We start from the raw sequence: 22733 nt of genomic DNA, 5'->3' as shown, positions 1-22733 counted from the left end.
AAAAAGATCGCAACCTGCGGCAGCTCCTACAGGGATCGCGTTTGCAGGGTAGGAGCTGCCGCAGGCTGCGATCTTTTGATTTGGCGCTTTATCAGACAACCCGCGCATCCCCGCGCCAACTTGGCTAAAATGCCGGCCTTTTCCACCTGCACCGCTGGAACCGCCGTGAGCAAAGAACCCGATCGCCTTTTCGCCCAGCCTTTGGCCCAGGTGCCTGACTTCGCCTTTAACGAGGACGTGGTGCGGGTGTTCCCGGACATGATCAAGCGCTCGGTGCCGGGCTATCCGACCATCGTCGAAAACCTCGGCGTGCTTGCCGCGCAGTTCGCCCAGCGGGACAGCGTGCTTTACGACCTGGGCTCGTCGCTGGGTGCCGTGACCCAGGCCCTGCGCCGGCACGTGCGCACCGATGGTTGCCGGGTGATCGCTGTGGATAACTCCGCGGCGATGGTCGAACGCTGCCGCGAGTACCTCAACGGGCAGGATTCGATGTTCCAGGAGTTGCTGCCGGTCGAGGTGATCGAAGGCGACATTCTCGCGCTGGAGTTCCAGCCGGCCTCGGTGGTGGCGCTGAACTTCACCCTGCAATTCATCGCCCCGGACCAGCGCACGGCGTTGCTGTCGCGCATCCGTCAGTCGCTGTTGCCCGGTGGTGCCCTGATCCTCTCGGAAAAACTGCGCTTCGAAGACGAGCAGGAACACGCACTGCTCACCGATCTGCACATCGCCTTCAAACGCGCCAACGGCTACAGCGAGCTGGAAATCGCCCAGAAGCGTAGCGCCATCGAAAACGTCATGAAGCCCGACAGCCTCGAAGAACACCGCGAGCGCCTGCTGGCCGCCGGGTTCTCGAAAGTCGTGCCGTGGTTCCAGTGTCTTAACTTTGCCTCGTTGATTGCCTTGCCATGATTGATCTGTCCCCCCTCGCCCGCCGTCTGGCCGGCACCCCGCTGGCCGACTGGGCCATCACCCTGCAAGCACAACTCGACAAGAAAATGGAAAAAGGTCATGGCGATCTGGAGCGCTGGCAAAGCGCACTGGACGCCCTGCCGAAGATCCAGCCGAGTGAAGTCGATTTGCTCAATGGCCTGAAGCTGGACACCGATTGCGACGATGAAACCCGCGCGCAAATGCGCACTGCGTTGATGGGCCTGTCGCCATGGCGCAAGGGGCCGTTCGACCTGTTCGGCGTGCACGTCGACACCGAATGGCGCTCGGACTGGAAATGGTCGCGGGTCGCCCCGCACCTGGACCTTGCGGGCAAGCGCATCCTCGATGTCGGCTGCGGCAACGGCTACTACATGTGGCGCATGCTCGGCGCCGGTGCCGACAGTGTGATCGGTGTCGATCCGAACTGGCTGTTCTTCTGTCAGTTCCAGGCGGTGCAGCGTTACCTGTCCGAGCCGAATGCCTGGCACCTGCCCTTCCCGTTCGAAGACCTGCCGCCAAACCTCGAAGGTTTCGACACAGTGTTTTCCATGGGCGTGTTCTACCACCGCCGCTCGCCGATCGAACATTTGCTGGCGCTGAAGGATTGCCTGGTCAAAGGTGGTGAACTGGTGCTGGAAACGCTGGTGGTCGAAGGCGACAAGCATCAGGTGCTGGTGCCGGAAGACCGCTACGCGCAGATGCGCAACGTGTGGTTCCTGCCGTCGGTGCCGGCGCTGGAGTTGTGGCTGCGTCGTGCAGGGTTCACGGACGTGAAGTGCGTGGATGTGAGCACCACCACGGTCGAGGAACAGCGCGGGACGGAGTGGATGAAGTATCAGTCGCTCAGTGACTTCCTCGATCCCGAGGATCACAGCAAGACCGTTGAAGGTTTGCCGGCGCCGATGCGGGCAGTGATTGTGGCGAAGAAGTAACCCAATCCCCCGAACACCGAATTACCCTGTAGGAGCTGGCTTGCCAGCGAAGGCGTCGGCAAATCAAACATTGATGTCGACCGATTCACCGCTATCGCTGGCAAGCCAGCTCCTACAGGGCTCACTGTCTTATTCAGAAGGTTTGGCGCGGCGGGCCTTGAAGAACTCGCTGAGCACCGCCCCACATTCCTCCGCCAACACCCCGCCTTCATACAACACCCGGTGATTCAAAAAGCCCTGGGTAAAGAACTGCCCCTGGCTCTGCACGATCCCGGCTTTCGGCTCCAGCGCGCCGTACACCACCCGCGCAATCCGCGAATGCACGATCAGGCCTGCGCACATGCTGCACGGCTCCAGCGTCACATACAGCGTACTGCCCGGCAGGCGGTAGTTGCTCACGGCCTGGGCGGCGGCGCGGATGGCGACCATCTCGGCGTGAGCGCTCGGGTCGCTGGCACTGATCGGGCAATTGAAACCGCGCCCGATGATTTCCCCGTTCTGCACCAGCACCGCGCCCACCGGCACTTCGCCAAGGGCCGCGCCTTGGGCCGCCAGTGCCAGGGCTTCACGCATGAACTCGCGATCACGGCTGCGGTCGATGATGGCGGCGGGACGAATCTGACGCATCACGCCACCTCGATGGCGGCCATCAGGCCGGTTTCCATGTGGTCGATCACATGGCAGTGAAACATCCATACACCCGGGTTATCCGCCACCAGCGCTACCTGCGCGCGCTCGTTCTTGCCCAGCAGGTAGGTGTCGGTGAAATACGGAATGACCTTGTGCCGGTTCGAGGCAATGACCTTGAAGCTCATGCCGTGCAGGTGAATCGGGTGTTGGTACTGAGTCATGTTCTTCAATTCGAAAATGTAGCTCTTGCCCTTCTCAAGTTTGGCAATCGGGCGGTCGGCGCAAGTCTTGTCGCTGATGTCCCAGGCCTTGCCGTTGATCTGCCACAGGCTCGGCGGCTTGCCGTTATCAACGTTGACCGATACCGAGCCGACCCATTCGAAATTGAAGTTGAGTTTCTCGGCATTGGCCAGGTCCGGCTCGGCGATCGGGTTGGCCGGCAGTGCCGGCGGCCACTCGGTCGGCGCATCGGCATTGGCCACCGAACGGAACGTACCCAGGCGTACCGGGCCGTTGCGCAGCGACAACTCCTCACCGGCCGGCGGGGCCTTGATCGCCAGGCAAATACGCATGCCCGGACCGAGCCAGTACTCCTTGCCGAGCGGTCGTGGCTCGACCGGGTTGCCGTCCAGTGCATAGATCTGCGCTTCGACGCCGGGAATGTTCAGGCGATAAGTCAGGGTGTTATCGAGGTTGAGCAGGCGTACACGGGTGATCTGCCCGGCCGGCAAGTCGATCATCGCTTGCGGCACACCGTTGATGGTTGCCAGGCGCCCCGCCGTACCGCCACGGGCCGCTTCACGGGGAATGCTGAACTCGACGAAATTGCCGACGTCATCGACATGCCAGCTCTTGAGGCTCAAGGTCTTTTCATACTTGAAACCGGTCGGCTCACGCTCTTCGATGATCAACGGCCCCACCAGGCCACGGCCGAGCTCTTCGCTGCTGTTCACATGCGGGTGATACCAGTAGCTGCCGGCATCCGGCACGCGGAATTTGTAATCGAAGTATTCACCCGGCAGCACCGGCAGTTGCGAGACGTACGGCACGCCATCCATTTCCAGCGGCAGACGAATGCCGTGCCAATGAATGGTGGTGGCGACTGGCAGGTGGTTGATGAAGCGTACCCGCAACCATTCACCCTGGCGCACCCGCAACTCGGTCCCCGGTGCGGACGGGCCGAACGCCCAGGCCTGAGTCTTGTGCCCGGCCACCAGCTCAACGTCCAGCGGCGCAGCGATCAACTCGTAGTCATGACCGGCGTCAGCATCGGCCATCTTGCCCAGCCAGTAACGCGACGCGCCACCGGCTCCGACACCAACGACAACAAGACCGGCCAGGCCACCGAGGATTTGGCGACGGGTAAAGGACATGAACTCAACTACCTCACGTATCAACCACAGGCGAGGGGCCTGCAAAAGGCGAATACGATACACCTGCGGTTGAGAAACAGTAAGGGCAGCGCGGCGGATGATCACAGTCAGATCACAGGTGGCAATGCATCTGTGGCGAGGGGGCTCGCCCTCTCGCCACAGAATTACGGTTACGCCTGAAGACCGGTGATCAAATGAACCACTCCATCCTCCAGCGTCATCACCCCCGGCACCCCCGCCGCCGTCAACGCCTGCCGATCCATCCGCGCCACATCCCGCAGTTCAACCCGAACCCGGGTCAGCGCCACTGGCTGTTGCGTCTTGAGGTTATCCACACCGCCCAGGGCGGCCACGACATTCGGGGCCAAACCGCAAACAGGCTGAGCCACCACTTTCGGCTCATCCACCACCAGGTCCGGCGTCAAAGCTTTCCAGAACGCCCGCTGCATTTTCTCGAACATGCTCAGTTCTCCAGAACCAGTGAAGTATTGACCGTTGCCTCGTGGTGCTGCCGCAATGCCTCGCGTACCTGCTCGGCACTTTCCAGCCCCAGCACCTGCTGGGCGATGGCCTGACAATCCAGCAGGTCCACTTCGCGAACCGCCGCTTTGATCGCCGGAATCAACGGTACGCTCACCGACAGCTCATCCACGCCAAGCCCCAGCAACAGCGGTACCGCCAGTTTTTCCGAAGCCAGGGCGCCGCACACCCCGACCCATTTGCCATGGGCATGAGCGGCTTTCACGGTGCTGGCAATCAAGCGCAGCACCGAGGGATGAAAACTGTCGGCCTGACTGGCCAGCCGTGGGTGATCGCGGTCCATGGCCAGGGTGTATTGGGTCAGGTCGTTGGTGCCGATGGAGAAGAAATCCACCTCGGGTGCAAACAGGTCAGCCATCAACGCCGCCGCCGGTACTTCGATCATGATCCCCAGTTTCGGCAGTTCCGTGAGCCCTGATGTCAGCGCCTCTTCTTCAAGCAGCTGACGGGCCAACCGCAACTCCGACAGCTGCGTGACCATCGGCAGCATGATGTGCAGGCGAGCCAGTCCGGCGCTGCTCAGAATTGCCTTGAACTGATCGCGCAACAGCTGCGGACGCTCCAGGCACAAACGAATCCCGCGCATACCCAAAAACGGATTGGTTTCGTGGTCCATCGGCACGTAGGCCAACGGTTTGTCACCGCCGACATCCAGGGTGCGCACCACCAGATTGCGCGCGGGCCCCAGGGCGCGGGCGATGGCGCTGTAGGTGGAAGCCTGCTCGTCATGGCTTGGCGCATGATTGCGATCCAGATAAAGAAACTCCGAACGCAACAGACCGACGCCCTCGCCACCCAGCGCCATCGCCTGTTCGGCTTCGGCTAGCGAAGCGATATTGGCGGTGATTTCAACGTGATGCCCATCACGGGTACAGGCAGCCAGCCCTGCATTGGCCAGCTCGTATTGCTGGCGTTTCTTTTGCTGCTGACGATGGGTTTGCAACTGCTCGATGGCGGTCAGTTCAGGATCCAGCTGCAACTCGCCCTTGTCGGCATCGAGCAACACCCGCGTGCCGTTGGCCAGTGCCAGCACCTGAACCGGCAAGCCGCAGATCGCCGGCAAGCCGAAGGCCCGCGCGAGAATCGCCACATGGCTGGTAGCTCCACCGCCGACCGTGGCGAACCCCAGCACCTTGCGCGTGTCCAGACCAGCCGTTTGGGAGGGCGTCAGTTGCTCGGCAATCAGAATCGCCCCGTCCGGCAACTCCATCGCACGATCTTCTACACCGAGAATCAACTTGAGTACCCGTTGACCGACGTCGGCCAGGTCGGCAGCCCGTTCGGCCAGCAAGGCATTGCCCAGGCTTTTGAACAAGGCTGCCGTCGACTCGGTGGCCGCACGCCAGGCGAAAGCGGCGCTTTTGCCTGCATCGATCAGTGCCAGTGCCTGATCCAGCAGGCCAGGGTCTTCGAGCAGTTCCTGATGCGCCTTGAAGATGTCTGCCTGAGCGTCGCCCGTGGCGTTGTCACGCAACTGCTGCAGGGCCAGAACCGCCGCCGCCAACGCCCGGGACAGGTGTTCGCGCTCAACCTGAGGGCTGACGCCGGACTCACTCACCTCGAGGGTCTGCTCCGCAATTTGCACCACCTGGCCAAACGCCGACCCCGGCGATGCACAGACGCCGCGCAGCACCTTCAGCGATGAGGCCTCAGCAGCAACCGTCTCAACCTCTGCCATCACCGTCACGACTTCCCCGCAACCGGCGGCCAGCAACTCGGCCAGCGTCTTGATCGCCATTTCGGCATCCGCGCCCTCTGCGCTGACCTGCAGGATGTCACCATGGCCGGTCTGCAAAGCCATGATCGCCACCAAGGATTTGGCGTTCGCGCTGTTCTGCTGTTTATGCAGGTAAATACTCGCCGAAAAGCCTTTCGCCGCTTGGGCAAACACTGCCGCAGGTCGAGCATGCAAACCGTTGGTATTGGGGAGCGTCACCGGTTTGGAGAACAGCGCTTCGCCCTCCTCCGGCATCGGCTCATCGGCCGCCTCTGCGGATGGATTCAGACTCAGCAGCGGCTGACCGCTTTCCACCACACCCGTTTCGGGTGTCAGCCAGGTGAACGGCTCACCGCTGACCACCAGCATCAAGGTCAACAAACTGCGGGCGTTCAAGGCGATGTAATCGGCGTCGAACTCGATCAGCGCCTGCCCCACTACTACCCGCTGACCTTCCTCCACCAACCGGGTGAAACCCTTGCCGGCCAGGTTCACGGTATCGAGGCCGATGTGCATCAGCACCTGCACGCCATTGTCGTCGGTGATGCTGACGGCATGCCCACTGACCTGCACATTGCTGATCACCCCGGCCAGCGGTGCGCACAAGGTTTGCGAAGTCGGATCAATGCACAGACCGTCGCCGATCACGCGACTGGAAAACACCTGATCGGGCACCATATCCAGCGGCATCAGCACGCCGGACAAGGGTGCCAGCAGTTGCAATTGTTGGGGTGTAGCCATGACGTCACCTGCTGTTTTGTTCTTTATAAAATACGTGCGGTACCCGGTAGGAGCTGCCGAAGGCTGCGATCTTTTGATCTTGGCGTCCTCAAGGACGCCAAAAGATCGCAGCCTTCGGCAGCTCCTACCCGGGGTCATGCGGCGTTTATTTCCACCAATACTCGACCTGCAATCCGACGTTCGAACCGTGTCGCGCCGTGCCGAAGGTGCCGGTGTCGGACAACGCCGAACCCGCCGCCAGTTCGTTGGCCGCCCGTTTGGCCGCCTCGTTCCAGCTGGCATAGGTGTAATACAGACGCACCTCGGGGCGCGCCCAGAATTCCGGGCCCTTGGGCGACCAGGTCGGGGCGAAGGTGAACTTGCTCAGCTTACGCGTCCCGCCCGTGGCTTCGACCTGATCGTGGCCCAGTTCGGTCAGCAGTTTGAACTGCTCGGTGAGCGCATACGCCGGGCGAATCCCAAGGGAAATCCAGTTCTGGTCAGCACCATCCGGGCGAATGTCTTTCTGATAGACCGCTTCGACCTGCCCGCCAAATCGTGGCGTCACTTGCCAGTCAAAGAACTCCACCACCCGGTAGCTTTTGCTGCTGTCGTCCAACTTCACGTTACCGGTATAGCCCAACCCGGTGCCGGGGCCTTCACCGTACTGAAAGGCCAGTTTGTTCTTGCCGCCCAGAAAGCCCTTCTGCACATGCTGGGTGGTGATCGCCCAACCACGATGAGCGTCGCGGCTGTCGGGTTTGTCGATGTAGCTCAGGCCCAATTCCAGTTCGCCGCCCGGGTTGGTATTGAAGCCGGCGACGTTGAAATCGTGACGGTTGATGTAGTCCTTCTGGTACAGGTTGTCCTTGCGCGAAAAGGCGTAGCTGTACTTCAGATCGCCGATCAGCACATCTTCGATACCGCCGCCGGTAGCGCTCTGGTTCCAGTAGTAGAAGTCGGAAATGTGGATATCGTTCCGTTTGTAGTAACGCCGACCGGCCCACAGCGAACCGCCGTTGAGGCTGGGCATGTTCCACCATTGCGCGTACATCTGGGGCATGCGCACCGAGCCGTTGTCACCGTTGAACGTCAGGTCCTTGTCGTACTGGTTATACAGCGATGCCATGCCGTCGACGCTGAGCACCGAACCATCGTCCAGGGTGTATAGATCCTGGCGCAGTTCAAGTTCAGCGTACTGCTCACATTCGTTACCCAGGCGGTATTTGGACTGCGCTCCCTGCAACTGGAAACACTGCTGCTCACCGCTGTTAACCGAGGTCCCGACGCCGCTGCGCAAGTAACCGGAGAACTCCAGCGCCTGGGCTGACAGTGGTAATGCCAGGCACACGCCCGCCGCTACAAGGCTGCGATTTATTGTTGTTTTCAAGAACCACCTCATTATTTTTATTGTGTGATGCAGCAAAAAACGGCGCGCAAAACTCCCCCGCGCAGTGTTCTGCGTGTTTTTTGAAACGGTGCTTTTATTGGTTAAGGGCTAGTGGTTAGTCAGGTGCAGCACGAACGACTCAAACGGCCGTAAAAACACCTGCTGATTGCGCAGCGGACAGTCCGGGTAGTTGCTGATCACCAGCCGTTGCGCCATCGCTTCGCTAATCACCTCATCCGGCATTTCGACTTCGCACGGCGTGCCGTAGAAGTTGTTCAGCACCAGCAAACGCTCGCCATGGCCTTCACGCACGTACGCCCAGATTTGCGTGTGCTGAGGCAACAACTGCCGATACACACCGTAGGACATCAGCGTTTCACGGCGGCGCAGGGCGATCAGCTGACGGTAGTAATGCAACACAGAATCCGGGTCGTCGAGTTGGTGGGCGACGTTGATCTGCGCCGCGTTGGCCGGCACCCCGATCCATGGTTCGGCAGCGCTGAAACCGGCGTTAGGCTCGGCGTTCCAGTGCATGGGCGTGCGACCGTTGTCCCGGGACTTCTGCATGATCGCCGCCATGTTGTCGGCGTCGCTCGCACCGGCCTCGCGCTTGAGCCGGTGAATGTTCAGGGTTTCGACATCGCGGTACTGATCGATGTGATCGAACCCCGGATTGGTCATGCCCAGTTCTTCACCTTGATACACAAACGGCGTGCCCTGCAGGAAATGCAGCGCCGTACCGAGCATCTTCGCCGACACCACCCGATGCTCACCGTCATGACCAAAACGCGAGACCACCCGTGGCTGATCGTGGTTACACCAGAACAGTGCGTTCCAACCGCCGCCGGCCTGCATACCGGTTTGCCAGTCGGAGAGGATGCGCTTGAGTGCGAGGAAGTCGAAATCGGCGCGAATCCACTTTTGCAGGTTCGGGTAATCAACCTTCAAGTGATGAAAGTTGAAGGTCATCGAGAGCTCTTTCGACTCTGGCCGTGAATAGCGGATGCAGTGTTCCAGGCTGGTGGACGACATCTCGCCGACGTTGATCAGGTCATGGCCTTCGAACACTTCACGGTGCATTTGCTGCAAGTAGTCGTGGACGTTCGGGCCGTCGGTGTAGAAGCGCCGACCGTCGCTGTTGTCTTCGGGGAAGTCCGCCGGTTTGGAGATCAGGTTGATCACGTCCAGTCGGAAACCGCCCACGCCTTTGTCGCGCCAGAAACGCATCATCTTGAAGACTTCGGCACGCACCTGGGGATTGTCCCAGTTCAGGTCGGCCTGCGTGTGGTCGAACAAGTGCAGGTAGTACTGACCGGTCTGGGCCTCGTACTCCCAGGCCGAACCGCCGAACTTGGATTCCCAGTTGTTCGGCTGGTCGCGCCAGATGTAGAAATCGCGGTAGGGGTTATCGAGGCTGCTGCGGGCCAGCTGGAACCAGGTGTGTTCGATCGAGGTGTGATTGACCACGATGTCGAGCATCAATTTGATCCCGCGCTTACCGGCCTCGGCGATCAGCAACTCGCAGTCGGCCATGGTCCCGTAGCTCGGGTCGATGGCGTAGTAATCGCTGATGTCGTAACCGTTGTCGCGCTGGGGTGAACGCAGGAACGGCGTGATCCACAGGCAATCGACACCCAGCCAGTGCAGGTAATCGAGCTTGGCCACGACGCCGAGCAAATCCCCCGTGGGGTTGCCGGCGTGGCTGTGAAAACTCTTCGGGTAGATCTGGTAGATCACCGAACGTTGCCAGTCTTGCATGGCGCTATTTCCTTTTTGAATATGTGCTGGCCCTGTAGGAGCTGCCGAAGGTTCGGCAGCTCCTACAGGCGAATGCGATCTATCAGGCGACCCGATACCCGGGCCGGACAATCTTCATGCTCAACCCGCAGGTCAGAACAAACGGCACGACCATGGCAATCACCATCCCGATCACGAACATCGGAATGAACTGCGGAATGATCGAGATGAAACCGGGCAATCCGCCGACGCCGATCGCCGAGGCCTGGACCTTGTTCAGCGACAGGAAAATGCTGCCCAGCGCCGAGCCGATCAGGGCCGCATAGAACGGAAACTTGTAGCGCAGGTTGACCCCGAACATGGCCGGTTCGGTGATGCCGAAGTAGGCAGAAATCGCCGAGGTCGAGGCCATGCTCTTGTCCCGCACACTGCGGGTCATGTAGAACACCGCCAGTGCCGCGCTGCCCTGGGCGAGGTTGGACATGACGATCATCGGCCAGATGAATGTGCCGCCCTGAGTGGAGATCAGTTGCAGGTCGACCGCGAGAAACATGTGGTGCATGCCGGTGATCACCAGCGGTGCGTAGAGCAGCCCGAAAATCGCGCCGCCGACCATGGGCGCCAGGTCGAACAGGGTGACCACGCCTTCGGTGATGAGAATCCCCAGATGACGGGTTACCGGGCCAATCACCGCCAGCGCCAGCACACCGGTGACGACGATGGTAGTGATCGGCACCACCAGCAATTGCACCGCGTTAGGCACCCGCGCCCGCAGCCACTTTTCGATCACGCTCATCACGTAGGCCGCCAGCAGGATCGGCAGGATTTGTCCCTGATAACCGACTTTCTCGATCTGAAACATACCGAGGATGTCGAAGTACGGCAGGCTTTGCCCCTCCAGCCCCGCCACTGCTTTGCCGTAGTTCCAGGCATTGAGCAGATCCGGGTGCACCAGCATCAGGCCGAGCACAATGCCGAGGATTTCGCTGCCGCCAAAGCGTTTGGCCGCCGACCAGCCCACCAGCGCCGGGAGAAACACGAACGAGGTGTTGGCCATCAGGTTGATCAGGCTCCAGAGCCCGTCAAGCTTAGGGTAGGCATCGAGCAGGGTCTTGCCCTCGATGAACATGCCCTTGGCGCCGATCAGGTTGTTGATGCCCATCAGCAGGCCGGCAATGATCAGCGCCGGGAGGATCGGCATGAACACGTCGGAAAATACCCGCACCAATCGCTGCATCGGGTGGATCTTGTCGGCGCTTTTTTGTTTAACGTCGGCGATGGTCGAGGCGGCGAGACCGGTTTGCCGGCGCAGCTCGGCGTAGACCTTTTCCACTTCGCCGGGGCCGATGACCACCTGGAACAGGCCGCCGGTAAAGAACGAGCCTTTGACCAGATCGATCTGGTTCAGCGTGGCGCTGTTGACCAGGCTCGGGTCCTTGAGGGCCAGGCGCAGCCGTGTGACGCAATGCGCGGCCTGCTCGAGGTTGTCGCTGCCACCGAGGCTGTGCAGCAGCTCAGTGACGATATTCGGATAGTCGTGGCTCATGCTTGTTCTTCCACTGTAGTTTTTTGTTATTGGCAGCACGCCGAAACGAAAAGTACTCGTCTGTACGAGTTATTGCAACAACTCGTACAGACGAGTTTGATTTTGTTTATCCTGAACCTGACAGGCAGCGATATTTCCTACATCCGAAGTCAAAGAAACCCAAAGCCGCATGGACAAACCCCTACCCTGCCCTTAAGGTTCGAAACCTTGAGCACAGCGCGGCATAGAGCCATCCCCATGAGTAAATACAACCAGATCTACAGCGATCTGCTTGCCAGCATCACGACCGAACGTCTGGAACGCGGCGCCCGATTGCCCTCCGAAACCGAACTGATGGACAGCTATCAAGCCAGCCGCGGCACCGTGCGCAAGGCCATCGAGCAATTGCAGGAGCGCGGTTTTGCGCAGAAAGTCCATGGCAAAGGCACCTTCGTGCTGTCGACCAACCCGATCGAATTTCAGCTCGGCGGTATCGTCAGCTTCCAGGAAACCTACCCGCGACTGGGCAACGACGTCAGCACCGAGGTGGTCGAATTCACCCAGATTCCCCTCGAAGGCCCACTGCTCGAACACATCAAGGCTGAAGAAGGCAGCCTGATCACGCGGATCAAGCGCGTGCGGCGAATCGACGGCAAACGGGTGATCCTCGACATCAACCATTTCGTCAGCGACGTGATTCCCGGCCTGTCCCGCGACATCGCCGAACAATCGATCTACGCCTTCATCGAGCAGACCCTGCAACTGCAAATCGCCTACGCCCAGCGCACCATCGAAGCGGTGCCCCTCAGCAAGGACGACCAGCAACACCTGGACCTCGACGGCCAGAGCCATGTGATCGTGGTCAGCAACCAGACGTTTTTGCAGGATGGGAGGCAGTTCGAGTACACCGAATCGCGGCATACCCTGGACAAGTTCTACTTTTCGGATGTGGCTCGGCGCTGAGATGCGCTACAGCCTGATAAGGGGAAATGAAGGCGGTCACGTGCGTTTAACTTGCACGAACGAATAGGATGGGATGTGCTAGCTGCCTGACACTGGCAGTTAAAAATCAATCGATCTTGTAACCCCTGCGCTTATCGAACTCCTGATACTTCTGCGAAATGGCCGGGTCATCGAAGGTTCCTTCAATAGTGTCCACCGAAACGAGTCCATCAAGCCCCTTAACTGACTGAATGGCAGCTTCCCATTCGCCCGGATCCAGAGGCGGCTCGATAAAGTCTTTCAAGTAATCATCCAGGATTCCCTTGTCGGGCGTCTCGATCTCGCCACTTAACGCCGACAGGTAAGCGGACTTTGTCGTCCGGCTCCAGTTGATAGAAAACCCTGCTCGATCACACAACACCGAGTGAACCACGAGCATTGTTCGGCCATTGCCATCCAGGAACGGATGACCATAGGCAAAAAAACCCATCCATTTCTGAGATATCCCTTCGCGTCGAAATCCTTGAATGGGTCAAACACTCTTTCTTTCTCTCAAATAGTTGGCGAGTAGATGAACCGCTTCTGTGCCAGTGACCTTTTTCTCTTTTTTCAACGCAATGACCAACTGCTCAATTGAGTCGGTACGAACATCATCCCCAGCCAATCTCGAGACATTCTCCGCCCATTCATCGGCATATGTTTTGATGTAGGAAACCTTGCTGAGCTCGGCCAGATCCAGCACGTACCGTTTGAGGCCAACAGTCGGAATGATCAAGTCACCGGTTTCAGGATGACGCCTTACTGTATTTTTCGCTTTCCGGGAGAGCGCTCGTTCATTGATGTAAACCACCGACCTTCCGCCCAACGACAATTTTCGACGGATTCGGCGATTGCCCTGCACGCATATTTTCGCTTCCTTGCGGGCGACCGAACGGCGCTGTTCTGAAGGCGTCGTTTGCACTGAAGCGCTCATGCCTAACCGTCTAAATGCTTCGACCGCCAGTGTTTCAAGATCCTCGACAGGCGTAATGAGTCCGGTGTCAGGATTTCTGAGGGCTTTAGCATAAACACCAATGCCCATCCGAACAATTACGCCCTTTTTCTGCAGCTCATCAAGAGCGACGGAAACTTGAGAGTGACCACCCAGCGATGCAACATCCGCGCGCAGGATCACATTACCCGACGTGCGCTGGATGGCCATCCGCACGCGTTCTTCAAGCTTCATGTTCAATCCTCCCGACAGCGAGCGAATACTTTACCACCTGTCGAAATAAAACTTCTGCTGGCCATGTCGCTCACTTTATACGTAACAGAAACAGACGTTTCAAAAGCAGTGAAGCACAAAAAAGCCCCTGACCGAGACCGGTTCAGGGGCTTTTCGCAACGATGACTCTAGTGCGGGATCACTCCCACTCAATCGTCGCCGGCGGCTTGCTCGACACGTCGTAAGTAACGCGGGAGATGCCTTCGATTTCATTGATGATGCGGCCGCTGACAGTTTCCAGCAGTTCGTAAGGCAGGTGTGCCCAACGCGCGGTCATGAAGTCGATGGTTTCCACGGCACGCAGGGCCACGACCCAGGCGTAACGACGGCCATCGCCAACCACGCCAACCGATTTCACCGGCTGAAACACCACGAACGCCTGGCTGACCTTGTGGTACCAGTCGGCCTTGCGCAGTTCTTCGATGAAGATGTGGTCGGCGCGACGCAGCAGGTCGGCGTATTCCTTCTTCACTTCACCAAGGATCCGCACGCCCAGGCCCGGGCCCGGGAACGGGTGACGGTAGACCATGTCGTACGGCAGGCCCAGTTCCAGGCCCAGACGACGGACTTCGTCCTTGAACAGCTCGCGCAGCGGTTCAACCAGTTTGAGGTTCATTTCTTCCGGCAGGCCGCCCACGTTGTGGTGCGACTTGATCACGTGGGCCTTGCCGCTTTTCGCGCCAGCCGACTCGATCACGTCCGGGTAGATGGTGCCCTGGGCCAGGTACTTGATGTTGTCCAGCTTGCAGGATTCGGCATCGAACACGTCGATGAAGGTACGGCCGATGATCTTGCGCTTCTTCTCCGGGTCGGCTTCGCCGGCCAGGTTGCCCAGGAACTGCTCTTCGGCGTTGGCGCGGATCACCTTGACGCCCATGTTCTCGGCGAACATGGCCATCACTTGCTCGCCTTCGTGCAGGCGCAGCAGGCCGTTGTCGACGAATACGCAGGTCAGCTGATCGCCGATGGCCTTGTGCAGCAGCGCGGCAACCACGGACGAGTCCACACCGCCGGACAGGCCGAGCAGGACGTTATCGGTGCCGACCTGGGCGCGAACCTGGGCGATGGCGTCTTCAGCGATCTTCGACGGGGTCCACAGTGCTTCGCACTCGCAGATGTCGAGGATGAAGCGCGACAGGATGCGGCCGCCCTGCTTGGTGTGGGTCACTTCCGGGTGGAACTGCACGCCGTAGTAACGACGCTCGTCGCTGAACATGCCGGCGATCGGGCAGCTCGGGGTGCTGGCCAGGATGTGGAAGTCTTCCGGCATGCGGGTGACCTTGTCACCGTGGCTCATCCACACGTCGAGGCCGAACAGGCCGTCGGCGTCGATGTGGTCTTCGATGCCATCGAGCAGGCGGCTCTTGCCGACCACGTCTACGCGGGCATAACCGAACTCACGCAGCTCGGAACCTTCAACCTTGCCACCCAGTTGCTCGGCCATGGTCTGCATGCCGTAGCAGATACCGAAGACCGGCACGCCCAGATCGAAAACGGCTTGCGGGCAGCGCGGGCTGTTGGCTTCGTGAACCGACTCTGGGCCGCCGGCGAGGATGACGCCTTTAGGAGCGAATTCGCGGATCGCATCTTCGTCCATGTCGAACGGGTGCAGTTCGCAGTACACGCCGATTTCACGCACGCGGCGGGCGATCAGTTGGGTGTACTGGGAACCGAAGTCGAGGATCAGGATGCGGTGAGCGTGAATATCGAGGGCCATGATTCAGTCTCGTCTAAGTCATTCAGAAACAGTCGTGATTCAGAAACAACTCGGGGCTGAATAAAACAGCCCCGGTTGCTTAGCTTGTTGCTTGAAGGCTCAACCTACGCGGTAGTTTGGCGCTTCCTTGGTGATCTGCACGTCGTGAACGTGGGATTCGGCCATACCGGCGCCGGTGATCCGCACGAACTCAGGCTTGGTGCGCATCTCTTCGATGTCGGCGCTACCGGTGTAGCCCATCGATGAACGCAGGCCGCCCATCAGCTGATGGATGATGGCGCTCAGGGTGCCCTTGTACGGAACACGCCCTTCGATACCTTCCGGAACCAGCTTCTCGGCGCCTGCCGAGGAGTCCTGGAAGTAGCGGTCGGAGGAACCCTGGGCCTGGGACATGGCGCCCAGCGAACCCATGCCGCGGTAAGCCTTGTACGAGCGACCCTGGAACAGTTCGATCTCGCCCGGCGCTTCTTCGGTACCGGCGAACATCGAGCCCATCATCACGCAGGAAGCACCGGCTACGATGGCCTTGGACAGGTCACCGGAGAAACGGATGCCGCCGTCGGCGATCAACGGTACGCCAGTGCCTTCAAGGGCAGCAGCAACGTTGGCGATGGCACTGATTTGCGGCACGCCGACACCGGCGACGATACGCGTGGTGCAGATCGAGCCAGGGCCGATACCGACCTTGACTGCGTCAGCGCCAGCTTCGGCCAGGGCCTTGGCGGCAGCGCCGGTGGCGATGTTGCCGCCGATGACCTGCACTTCAGGGAAATTCTGCTTGACCCAGCGAACGCGGTCGATCACGCCCTTGGAGTGACCGTGAGCGGTGTCGACTACCACCACGTCAACGCCAGCAGCGACCAGCGCGGCAACGCGGTCACCGGTGTCTTTACCGGTGCCGACTGCTGCGCCAACACGCAGACGACCTTGATCGTCCTTGCTGGCCAGCGGGTAAGCCTTGGCTTTTTCGATGTCGTTGACGGTCATCATGCCCTTGAGGGCGAACTTGTCGTCGACGATCAGCACGCGCTCGATGCGGTGCTTGTGCAGCAGTTCACGCACATCGTTCTTGTCGGCGCCTTCCTTGACCGTGACCAGACGCTCTTTAGGCGTCATCACTTCACGGACAGTGGCTTCCAGACGGTTCTCGAAACGCACGTCACGGGAGGTGACAATGCCGACCAGGTCGCCATTGTGCAGCACCGGAACGCCGGAGATGTTGTGCATGCGGGTCAGTTCGAACAACTCGCGCACGGTGGCGTCGGCGACGATGGTGATCGGGTCCTTGACCACACCGGCTTCGTAACGCTTGACCTTGCGGACTTCGGCAGCTTGCTGCTCGATGGTCATGTTCTTGTGGATGATACCGATACCACCTTCCTGAGCCATGGCGATTGCCAGACGGGCTTCAGTGACGGTGTCCATGGCAGCGGAAACCAGTGGAATATTCAGCTCGATGCCACGGGTAAGGCGGGTCTTGAGACTGACTTCGTTAGGAAGCACCTCGGAATAACCGGGCACTAGGAGAATGTCGTCGAATGTCAGAGCTTCTTGGCTGATACGCAGCATCGCGGGGGCTCCCGAGCGGGAAAATGGAAGCGCGCCATTATAGTCAGACACCCCCTCGGGTTCAATGTAAAACTCTATCTATTATCGACCTTATAGATATACGGAACATATCGCCCCTGTAGGAGCTGCCGCAGGCTGCGATCTTTTGWTGTTGATTTTTAAAAAACAAGATCAAAAGATCGCAGCCTGCGGCAGCTCCTACAGGGGATGCAGTGTTCAAAGTTCGACTTTCACCCAGCTGACCGGCTGATCGAGCCAATCGGCGAATTCATCGATAAAGCTCTGCTTGAACCCGGCTTCGGCCCAGTTATTGAAGATGAAACCGAGGTTGGAGAAGCCGCATTCCTGCAGGAACAGGAAACCGTTGATGTCGTCTTCATGCCCGCATTCGGGGCAGGTGAAGTTGTCGGTGCGCCCCGGCATCCAGTCTTCCAGGCTTTCGAACAGGGCTTCACCGACTTCCTTGCGGCACTCGGCGCAGCCCGCTTCTTCAAGGAAACCCTTGGCTGGCGTATAGATGCAGCGCTTGGTGATGATCTCCAGGCCATTGATCGGCTCGCCGAACGGCAGGGCTTCGGGGTGCAGGACCACTGCGCGGGCACCGTCGGCGATGGCGTGGGCCATGCGATTGCCGGTGCGGCCGCAAGTGGTCAGCTCCTCCTCGATGATGTTCTTGCGCACCAGCCAGCGCACGACGGCCCGGGCCCGGGGTTCGTGGACCGGCAGGGTGGAGATTTTCGGGACGATGATGCTTTGGGAGTTCATGGGTACAGGCCTGGAGCTTTAATGAAGGGTCTTGCGGGTAAATCTGATGCCGGTCGATCAACAACCCCTGTAGGAGCGAGCCTGCTCGCGATAGCGCAAAGCCTGTCAACATCAATGTCGACTATGAATTCGCTTTCGCGAGCAGGCTCGCTCCTACAGTGAATTGCGGCGAGCCCATAGAAGGTATAGGCCCGCCGGAGAGTTTTTTACAGTTCTACGACAACCGCCTGCGAAGCACGGGTCGCCTTGGCGCGGGCGGTTTCGATCGATTCGTCGCGGGCCAGGGCCACGCCCATGCGGCGTTGACCGTTGACTTCAGGCTTGCCGAACAGGCGCAGCGCGGTATCCGGTTCGCTCAGGGCAGCGCCCAGGTTGGCGAAAGCGGTCTGCGTCGACTGCCCCTCCACCAGGATCACCGCCGAGGCCGAAGGCCCGAACTGACGGATCAACGGAATCGGCAGACCGAGAATGGCCCTAGCGTGCAGGGCGAACTGCGACAGGTCCTGGGAGATCAGGGTGACCAGGCCGGTGTCGTGCGGGCGCGGCGAGACTTCGCTGAACCACACCTGATCACCTTTTATGAACAGCTCGACACCGAACAGACCACGGCCACCCAGGGCTTCGGTCACAGCTTTGGCGACACGTTCGGATTCAGCCAGGGCAATCGGGCTCATGGCTTGCGGCTGCCAGGACTCCTGATAGTCGCCCTTCTCCTGACGGTGGCCGACCGGCGCGCAGAAGGTGGTGCCGCCGACGTGGCGCACGGTCAGCAGGGTGATTTCGTAGTCGAAATCGATGAAGCCTTCGATGATCACCCGACCTTTACCGGCACGGCCACCTTCCTGGGCGTAGTCCCAGGCTTTCTGCACGTCATCGACGCTGCGCAACAGGCTCTGGCCCTTGCCCGAGGAACTCATGACCGGCTTGACCACACACGGAAAACCGAGGTCTTCGACGGCATTGCTGTAGTCCTCGAAGGTGTCGGCGAAATGGTACGGCGAGGTTGGCAGGTCCAGTTCTTCAGCGGCCAGGCGACGGATGCCTTCGCGGTTCATGGTCAATTGCGCGGCGCGGGCAGTCGGGATCACGTTGAAACCTTCGGCCTCCAGTTCCACCAGGGTAGCGGTGGCGATGGCTTCGATTTCCGGCACGATGAAGTGCGGCTTCTCGGCTTCGATCACGGCGCGCAAGGCAGCACCATCGAGCATGTTGATCACGTGGCTACGGTGCGCCACCTGCATGGCCGGCGCATTGGCGTAGCGGTCCACGGCAATCACTTCAACGCCCAGGCGTTGCAGCTCGATCACCACTTCCTTGCCCAACTCGCCACAGCCACACATCAATACGCGGGTCGCGGTGGGCGACAATGGAGTTCCGATACGGGTCATCTGAAAGTCCTCAAGGAGCGGATCATCGAGGGAAGCGCGCTTCCCATGGGGAGAAAGCGCGGCATTTTACATGAACTTCAGCTGACGACAGCCTGTTTGCGCAGGCGCCAGGCCATGATCAGCCACACGGCGGTGACCCCGGCGAACTTCGAACCCAGGGCGGTGAGGATCACCCCCGGCGTCAGGGCATCGATCATGCCGAAAAAGATAAAGGTATCGAGGGGAATACTCAGGGCCGAACTTATCCACAGGCGATCATGCAGCGCACGTTTGGTGATGCTGAACACCAGCCAGTCGATGCACTCGGAAACCGCGAAGGCCGTGGCGCTGGCCAGAGCGATGGACGGATCAGAGGTGACATAGGACAACACCAGTGCCGCCAGCATCGCCACGAGGGCGCCATGCCCGAAACGGGCTTGCACCATGTCGCGCAACACAAACACCAGCCCGCCCCAGGCCGACCAGATGATGTCCAGGTCCGGTGCGGTGGAAAAGGCATAGTTGATCAGCACGACGCTGCTGATGTAGGCGATCAGGAAGAGCATGGGGGCACCTGTCAGATTGGCGCACAGGTTACTTCAGCCAAACGCAAAATCAAAAGATCGCAGCCTGCGGCAGCTCCTACATTGGAATGCGATCCCCTGTAGGAGCTGCCGCAGGCTGCGATCCTTTGATCTTCAATTATCGACCAGGTGTCTTGCCGATCATCCAGACAAGCCCGCTGGCCTTGGCCCGCTCATGACACAACCCCAGCACCTTGCGCCGCTCGTCGTTGTCCATGCGGCTCCAGCGGGTAATCTCCTCCACCGTGCGTTGGCAACCGGTGCAGATATCATCGTCGTCCAGCGCACAAATGCTCACGCAGGGCGATGCCACCGGGCGTTCGGTGGCGGTCATTGTTCCTGCTCGGCCAGATCGCGGGCATAACGCTGCGAGTTGTGCACGTAGTGAGCAGCGCTGGCCTCCAGCATCCTGATTTGCGGCTCGGTCAGTTCGCGCACCACCTTGCCCGGTGAGCCCATGACCAGCGACCCATCGGGGATCTCCTTGCCTTCGCCGATCAGCGAGTTGGCGCCGATGATGCAGTTCTTGCCGATCTTCGCGCCATTGAGAATCACCGCGTTGATCCCGATCAGGCTGTAGTCGCCGACGGTGCAGCCGTGGAGCATGGCGTTATGGCCGATGGTCACGCCAGTGCCGATGGTCAGCGGGTAGCCCATGTCGGTGTGCATCACGGTGCCGTCCTGGACGTTGCTGTTCTTGCCGATCAGGATCAACTCGTTGTCGCCACGCAATACGGCGTTGAACCAGACGTTGGCGCCCTCTTCCAGCTTGACCTTGCCCACCAGCACGGCATTGGGTGCGACCCAGCTCTGTGGATGGGTTTCGACGCGGGCGTCGCCCAGGCGGTATTTCATCTGTGTTTCCTCAAGGCTCAGGCGGGCTTTTTGGCCATTCGAACGATGACTTCAGGTATTGATAAAGCTATTGGGAGGCTGATGCAGGCTGATTTTGGCGTCATACAGCAGGTTGATCAACTCGACGATCATGATCGCCGTCAGCCCCCAGATCTTGTATTCACCATAGCGATAGCTCGGCACGTACCAGCTGTGGCCCTGATAATCGATGCGATGGGTATGTTCGCGGGGGTCTTTGCGGAAGAACTCCAGGGGCACGCTGAACACCGCGGCAATCTCGGCATCGTTGGCCCGGTATTCGACAAAATCCGGGATCACCCCGACATAGGGCGTGACCTGGATGCCATGCAGGCTGATCAGCGGGCTGAGCGGGCCGATCACCTCGACCAGCCCCGGCGGCAGGCCGATCTCTTCTTCGGCTTCACGCAGGGCGGTGAAAATCAGGTCCGGGTCTTCAGGGTCACGACGCCCGCCGGGAAAGGCAACTTCGCCGCCATGGGTCGACAGGCCGCTGGCACGCAGGGTCAACACCAGCTCAGGCTCGTCACTGCGGGTGATGGGCACCAGCACCGCGGCCTCGGGAAAACGACGGTCGGTCTCCAGTGTGCGTGGTGTGTGGTTACTAACCCGATGCAGTAGCTCGTCCAGCATGAGTGTTCTCGATCTGTGCCCTACCCGGCATCATGCACCAATCGCTGCGGTCGCCCAACCCCCGCAGCAGCCCCATGTCGCGAAACGACAACTTGCCGACAGACACTGCCGCACGCCAAGATAGGCGCAGCATTCAGGAACCCCAGCATGAAATTTTGCAGCCAGTGCGGTAACCCGGTGACCCAGCGCATTCCCGAAGGCGATTCGCGCCTGCGTTTTGTCTGCGACAGCTGTCAGGCCATTCACTACCAGAACCCCAACATCGTCGCCGGCTGCGTGGCGACCTGGGGCACCCGGGTGTTGCTGTGCCGACGGGCCATCGAGCCACGTCGCGGCTACTGGACCCTGCCCGCCGGTTTCATGGAGAACGGCGAAACCATCGAACAGGCCGCCATTCGCGAAACTGCCGAGGAAGCCTGCGCCCGGGTGCGCAACCTGAGCATCTATACCCTGATCGACGTGCCACACATCAGCCAGGTGCATGTGTTCTTCCGGGCCGAACTGGCGGACCTGGACTTCTCTGCCGGCCCCGAGAGCCTGGAAGTGCAACTATTCGACGAAGCGGACATTCCATGGGATGAGCTGGCTTTCCGCACGGTGGGTCGTACCTTAGAATGCTTCTTCGCTGACCGGCGGACCGAGGTCTATCCCGTTCGGTCTGAATCGATCCCGCCACTTGCTCAGCCTGCCATTATCTGATGTCATCTCGGCATCACACAAAGGCACCGAAAGATCGCCCGAACGCGGCACGAGCCTGCGGCAGCTCCTGCAAAAACTTCTATACATAAATAGTCGCGACACCTCCTGGGGAATCGTTTCAATGCGCTGGTTGCTTGCCCTGTTCTGTTTGTCGTTTGTCACGGTGTCCCAGGCTTCTGCCGTGGAAACCCTGGACGGCAAGGTCATCGAGAAGATCCTGATTCTCAAGTCTTCCCATCAATTGCAATTGATCAATGACGGCAAGCCGCTCAAGACCTATCGCATTTCCCTGGGCAAGCGTCCCAAGGGGCCCAAGCTGATGGAAGGCGACAAGCGCACCCCGGAAGGTTTCTACTGGGTCGACTGGCGCAAGGTCAGCGACCGCTTCAACCTGGCGATGCACGTTTCCTACCCGAACATCAGCGACTCGGCCCGCGCCCGTCGTGAAGGCGTCGAGCCCGGCGGCATGATCATGATCCACGGCACCCCGGACAGCGAAGACACCCCGGAAGACCTGTTCCACACCCTGGACTGGACTGACGGCTGCATCGCCATGCGCAACATGGACATGCGCGAAGTCTGGAACCTGGTGCCCGACGGCACGATGATCGAAATCCGCCCGTAATCCCCCACGACCGTTGGTCGCCCGAAAAAATAAATTAAAAAGATCGCAGCCTGCGGCAGCTCCTACGGAGTTGATACCAATCCCGTAGGAGCTGCCGCAGGCTGCGATCCTTGCCTTCAAAATCCCCACCTCTAATACCACTTCAAACCAACCCCGAGTCTGTGATTGACAGGCCGTTATCGCGAGCAGGCTCCCAGCATG

Annotated in this window: 21 protein-coding genes and 1 pseudogene; 5 read left to right on the top strand and 17 right to left on the bottom strand. The window is 59.9% G+C overall.

The window, feature by feature from the left end; translation table 11 throughout:
• The first annotated feature begins 165 nt into the window (after window positions 1–165).
• Both cmoA and cmoB read left to right on the top strand, forming a co-directional pair.
• Entirely contained in the window at window positions 166–909 is a 744-nt protein-coding gene (gene cmoA, locus AC1D19_RS12205) for a carboxy-S-adenosyl-L-methionine synthase CmoA (protein WP_477763322.1), read from the top strand.
• Window positions 906–1862, top strand: a complete 957-nt coding sequence (gene cmoB / locus AC1D19_RS12200) for a tRNA 5-methoxyuridine(34)/uridine 5-oxyacetic acid(34) synthase CmoB (RefSeq protein ID WP_477763321.1) — start codon at window positions 906–908, stop codon at window positions 1860–1862. Before cmoA ends, cmoB begins: the two co-directional genes overlap by 4 nt.
• A 129-nt stretch (window positions 1863–1991) precedes the next feature.
• On the opposite strand, the gene tadA is transcribed toward cmoB, so the two are convergent.
• From tadA to treP, 7 genes are all read right to left on the bottom strand, one after another.
• Complete coding sequence (tadA, locus tag AC1D19_RS12195) at window positions 1992–2489, bottom strand: tRNA adenosine(34) deaminase TadA (protein WP_477763320.1); 498 nt, start codon at window positions 2487–2489, stop codon at window positions 1992–1994.
• Window positions 2489–3865, bottom strand: a complete 1377-nt coding sequence (locus tag AC1D19_RS12190; protein ID WP_477763319.1) for a multicopper oxidase family protein — start codon at window positions 3863–3865, stop codon at window positions 2489–2491. The genes tadA and AC1D19_RS12190 overlap by 1 nt, the downstream gene beginning before the upstream one ends.
• A gap of 170 nt (window positions 3866–4035) precedes the next feature.
• On the bottom strand, window positions 4036–4326 hold the full coding sequence (locus AC1D19_RS12185; RefSeq protein WP_477763318.1) for a PTS sugar transporter subunit IIB: 291 nt from the start codon (window positions 4324–4326) through the stop codon (window positions 4036–4038).
• Window positions 4327–4328: 2 nt separating this feature from the next.
• Window positions 4329–6863, bottom strand: a complete 2535-nt coding sequence (gene ptsP, locus AC1D19_RS12180; RefSeq protein ID WP_477763317.1) for a phosphoenolpyruvate--protein phosphotransferase — start codon at window positions 6861–6863, stop codon at window positions 4329–4331.
• 145 nt (window positions 6864–7008) lie between these two features.
• Entirely contained in the window at window positions 7009–8232 is a 1224-nt protein-coding gene (locus AC1D19_RS12175; protein ID WP_477763316.1) for a carbohydrate porin, read from the bottom strand.
• Between the two features lie 108 nt (window positions 8233–8340).
• Window positions 8341–9990: an alpha,alpha-phosphotrehalase gene (treC, locus tag AC1D19_RS12170; protein ID WP_477763315.1), complete on the bottom strand. Its 1650-nt coding sequence runs from the start codon at window positions 9988–9990 to the stop codon at window positions 8341–8343.
• An 82-nt stretch (window positions 9991–10072) separates the two neighbouring features.
• The gene (gene treP, locus AC1D19_RS12165; protein ID WP_477763314.1) at window positions 10073–11515 is read right to left on the bottom strand and encodes a PTS system trehalose-specific EIIBC component; all 1443 of its coding nucleotides are present in this window, start codon (window positions 11513–11515) and stop codon (window positions 10073–10075) included.
• A gap of 237 nt (window positions 11516–11752) precedes the next feature.
• Between treP and treR the strand changes: the two genes are divergently transcribed.
• Window positions 11753–12457: a trehalose operon repressor gene (gene treR / locus AC1D19_RS12160; RefSeq protein ID WP_477753502.1), complete on the top strand. Its 705-nt coding sequence runs from the start codon at window positions 11753–11755 to the stop codon at window positions 12455–12457.
• Between the two features lie 106 nt (window positions 12458–12563).
• Here treR and AC1D19_RS12155 read toward each other — a convergent pair.
• The 10 genes and pseudogenes from AC1D19_RS12155 to AC1D19_RS12110 form a co-directional block, all read right to left on the bottom strand.
• Window positions 12564–12926, bottom strand: a pseudogene (locus AC1D19_RS12155) (Fic family protein); the annotation flags it as partial.
• 42 nt (window positions 12927–12968) lie between these two features.
• Window positions 12969–13661, bottom strand: coding sequence for a hypothetical protein (locus tag AC1D19_RS12150; protein ID WP_477763313.1), 693 nt, complete (start codon window positions 13659–13661; stop codon window positions 12969–12971).
• A gap of 178 nt (window positions 13662–13839) precedes the next feature.
• Window positions 13840–15417: a glutamine-hydrolyzing GMP synthase gene (gene guaA / locus AC1D19_RS12145; protein WP_008053207.1), complete on the bottom strand. Its 1578-nt coding sequence runs from the start codon at window positions 15415–15417 to the stop codon at window positions 13840–13842.
• Window positions 15418–15516: 99 nt separating this feature from the next.
• Window positions 15517–16986, bottom strand: coding sequence for an IMP dehydrogenase (guaB, locus tag AC1D19_RS12140; protein WP_008053208.1), 1470 nt, complete (start codon window positions 16984–16986; stop codon window positions 15517–15519).
• A 216-nt stretch (window positions 16987–17202) separates the two neighbouring features.
• Entirely contained in the window at window positions 17203–17751 is a 549-nt protein-coding gene (locus tag AC1D19_RS12135) for a hypothetical protein (RefSeq protein ID WP_046040989.1), read from the bottom strand.
• A gap of 206 nt (window positions 17752–17957) precedes the next feature.
• The gene (gene purT, locus AC1D19_RS12130; RefSeq protein WP_477763312.1) at window positions 17958–19139 is read right to left on the bottom strand and encodes a formate-dependent phosphoribosylglycinamide formyltransferase; all 1182 of its coding nucleotides are present in this window, start codon (window positions 19137–19139) and stop codon (window positions 17958–17960) included.
• A gap of 77 nt (window positions 19140–19216) precedes the next feature.
• Window positions 19217–19684 (bottom strand): preQ0 transporter, encoded by a 468-nt coding sequence (locus AC1D19_RS12125; RefSeq protein ID WP_477763311.1) that lies wholly within the window; start codon window positions 19682–19684, stop codon window positions 19217–19219.
• 136 nt (window positions 19685–19820) lie between these two features.
• Complete coding sequence (locus tag AC1D19_RS12120) at window positions 19821–20036, bottom strand: DUF1289 domain-containing protein (RefSeq protein ID WP_477763310.1); 216 nt, start codon at window positions 20034–20036, stop codon at window positions 19821–19823.
• Complete coding sequence (locus tag AC1D19_RS12115) at window positions 20033–20557, bottom strand: gamma carbonic anhydrase family protein (protein WP_218429474.1); 525 nt, start codon at window positions 20555–20557, stop codon at window positions 20033–20035. The genes AC1D19_RS12120 and AC1D19_RS12115 overlap by 4 nt, the downstream gene beginning before the upstream one ends.
• A 51-nt stretch (window positions 20558–20608) precedes the next feature.
• Window positions 20609–21208, bottom strand: coding sequence for a CoA pyrophosphatase (locus AC1D19_RS12110; protein ID WP_477763309.1), 600 nt, complete (start codon window positions 21206–21208; stop codon window positions 20609–20611).
• Window positions 21209–21355: 147 nt separating this feature from the next.
• Between AC1D19_RS12110 and AC1D19_RS12105 the strand changes: the two genes are divergently transcribed.
• Together AC1D19_RS12105 and AC1D19_RS12100 are read left to right on the top strand one after the other, a co-directional pair.
• A complete protein-coding gene (locus tag AC1D19_RS12105) occupies window positions 21356–21907 on the top strand; it encodes an NUDIX hydrolase (RefSeq protein WP_477753510.1) in 552 nt (183 codons plus the stop codon).
• Between the two features lie 121 nt (window positions 21908–22028).
• A complete protein-coding gene (locus AC1D19_RS12100; RefSeq protein ID WP_477753511.1) occupies window positions 22029–22532 on the top strand; it encodes a L,D-transpeptidase family protein in 504 nt (167 codons plus the stop codon).
• Window positions 22533–22733: the final 201 nt, after the last annotated feature.

Source organism: Pseudomonas sp. P1_C12 (assembly GCF_056406435.1).
This window is presented reverse-complemented; position numbering and strand designations above follow the sequence as displayed.

Bases quoted from the DNA above. Each gene is read 5' to 3' on its own strand.
- tadA (WP_477763320.1), bottom strand. From the start codon at position 2,489: ATGCGTCAGATTCGTCCCGCCGCCATCATCGACCGCAGCCGTGATCGC.
- treC (WP_477763315.1), bottom strand. From the start codon at position 9,990: ATGCAAGACTGGCAACGTTCGGTGATCTACCAGATCTACCCGAAGAGT.
- guaA (WP_008053207.1), bottom strand. From the start codon at position 15,417: ATGGCCCTCGATATTCACGCTCACCGCATCCTGATCCTCGACTTCGGT.
- purT (WP_477763312.1), bottom strand. From the start codon at position 19,139: ATGACCCGTATCGGAACTCCATTGTCGCCCACCGCGACCCGCGTATTG.
- AC1D19_RS12150 (WP_477763313.1), bottom strand. From the start codon at position 13,661: ATGAAGCTTGAAGAACGCGTGCGGATGGCCATCCAGCGCACGTCGGGT.
- treP (WP_477763314.1), bottom strand. From the start codon at position 11,515: ATGAGCCACGACTATCCGAATATCGTCACTGAGCTGCTGCACAGCCTC.
- AC1D19_RS12115 (WP_218429474.1), bottom strand. From the start codon at position 20,557: ATGAAATACCGCCTGGGCGACGCCCGCGTCGAAACCCATCCACAGAGC.
- AC1D19_RS12105 (WP_477753510.1), top strand. From the start codon at position 21,356: ATGAAATTTTGCAGCCAGTGCGGTAACCCGGTGACCCAGCGCATTCCC.
- AC1D19_RS12190 (WP_477763319.1), bottom strand. From the start codon at position 3,865: ATGTCCTTTACCCGTCGCCAAATCCTCGGTGGCCTGGCCGGTCTTGTT.
- treR (WP_477753502.1), top strand. From the start codon at position 11,753: ATGAGTAAATACAACCAGATCTACAGCGATCTGCTTGCCAGCATCACG.
- AC1D19_RS12135 (WP_046040989.1), bottom strand. From the start codon at position 17,751: ATGAACTCCCAAAGCATCATCGTCCCGAAAATCTCCACCCTGCCGGTC.
- guaB (WP_008053208.1), bottom strand. From the start codon at position 16,986: ATGCTGCGTATCAGCCAAGAAGCTCTGACATTCGACGACATTCTCCTA.
- AC1D19_RS12120 (WP_477763310.1), bottom strand. From the start codon at position 20,036: ATGACCGCCACCGAACGCCCGGTGGCATCGCCCTGCGTGAGCATTTGT.
- cmoB (WP_477763321.1), top strand. From the start codon at position 906: ATGATTGATCTGTCCCCCCTCGCCCGCCGTCTGGCCGGCACCCCGCTG.
- AC1D19_RS12185 (WP_477763318.1), bottom strand. From the start codon at position 4,326: ATGTTCGAGAAAATGCAGCGGGCGTTCTGGAAAGCTTTGACGCCGGAC.
- AC1D19_RS12100 (WP_477753511.1), top strand. From the start codon at position 22,029: ATGCGCTGGTTGCTTGCCCTGTTCTGTTTGTCGTTTGTCACGGTGTCC.
- AC1D19_RS12110 (WP_477763309.1), bottom strand. From the start codon at position 21,208: ATGCTGGACGAGCTACTGCATCGGGTTAGTAACCACACACCACGCACA.
- AC1D19_RS12125 (WP_477763311.1), bottom strand. From the start codon at position 19,684: ATGCTCTTCCTGATCGCCTACATCAGCAGCGTCGTGCTGATCAACTAT.
- ptsP (WP_477763317.1), bottom strand. From the start codon at position 6,863: ATGGCTACACCCCAACAATTGCAACTGCTGGCACCCTTGTCCGGCGTG.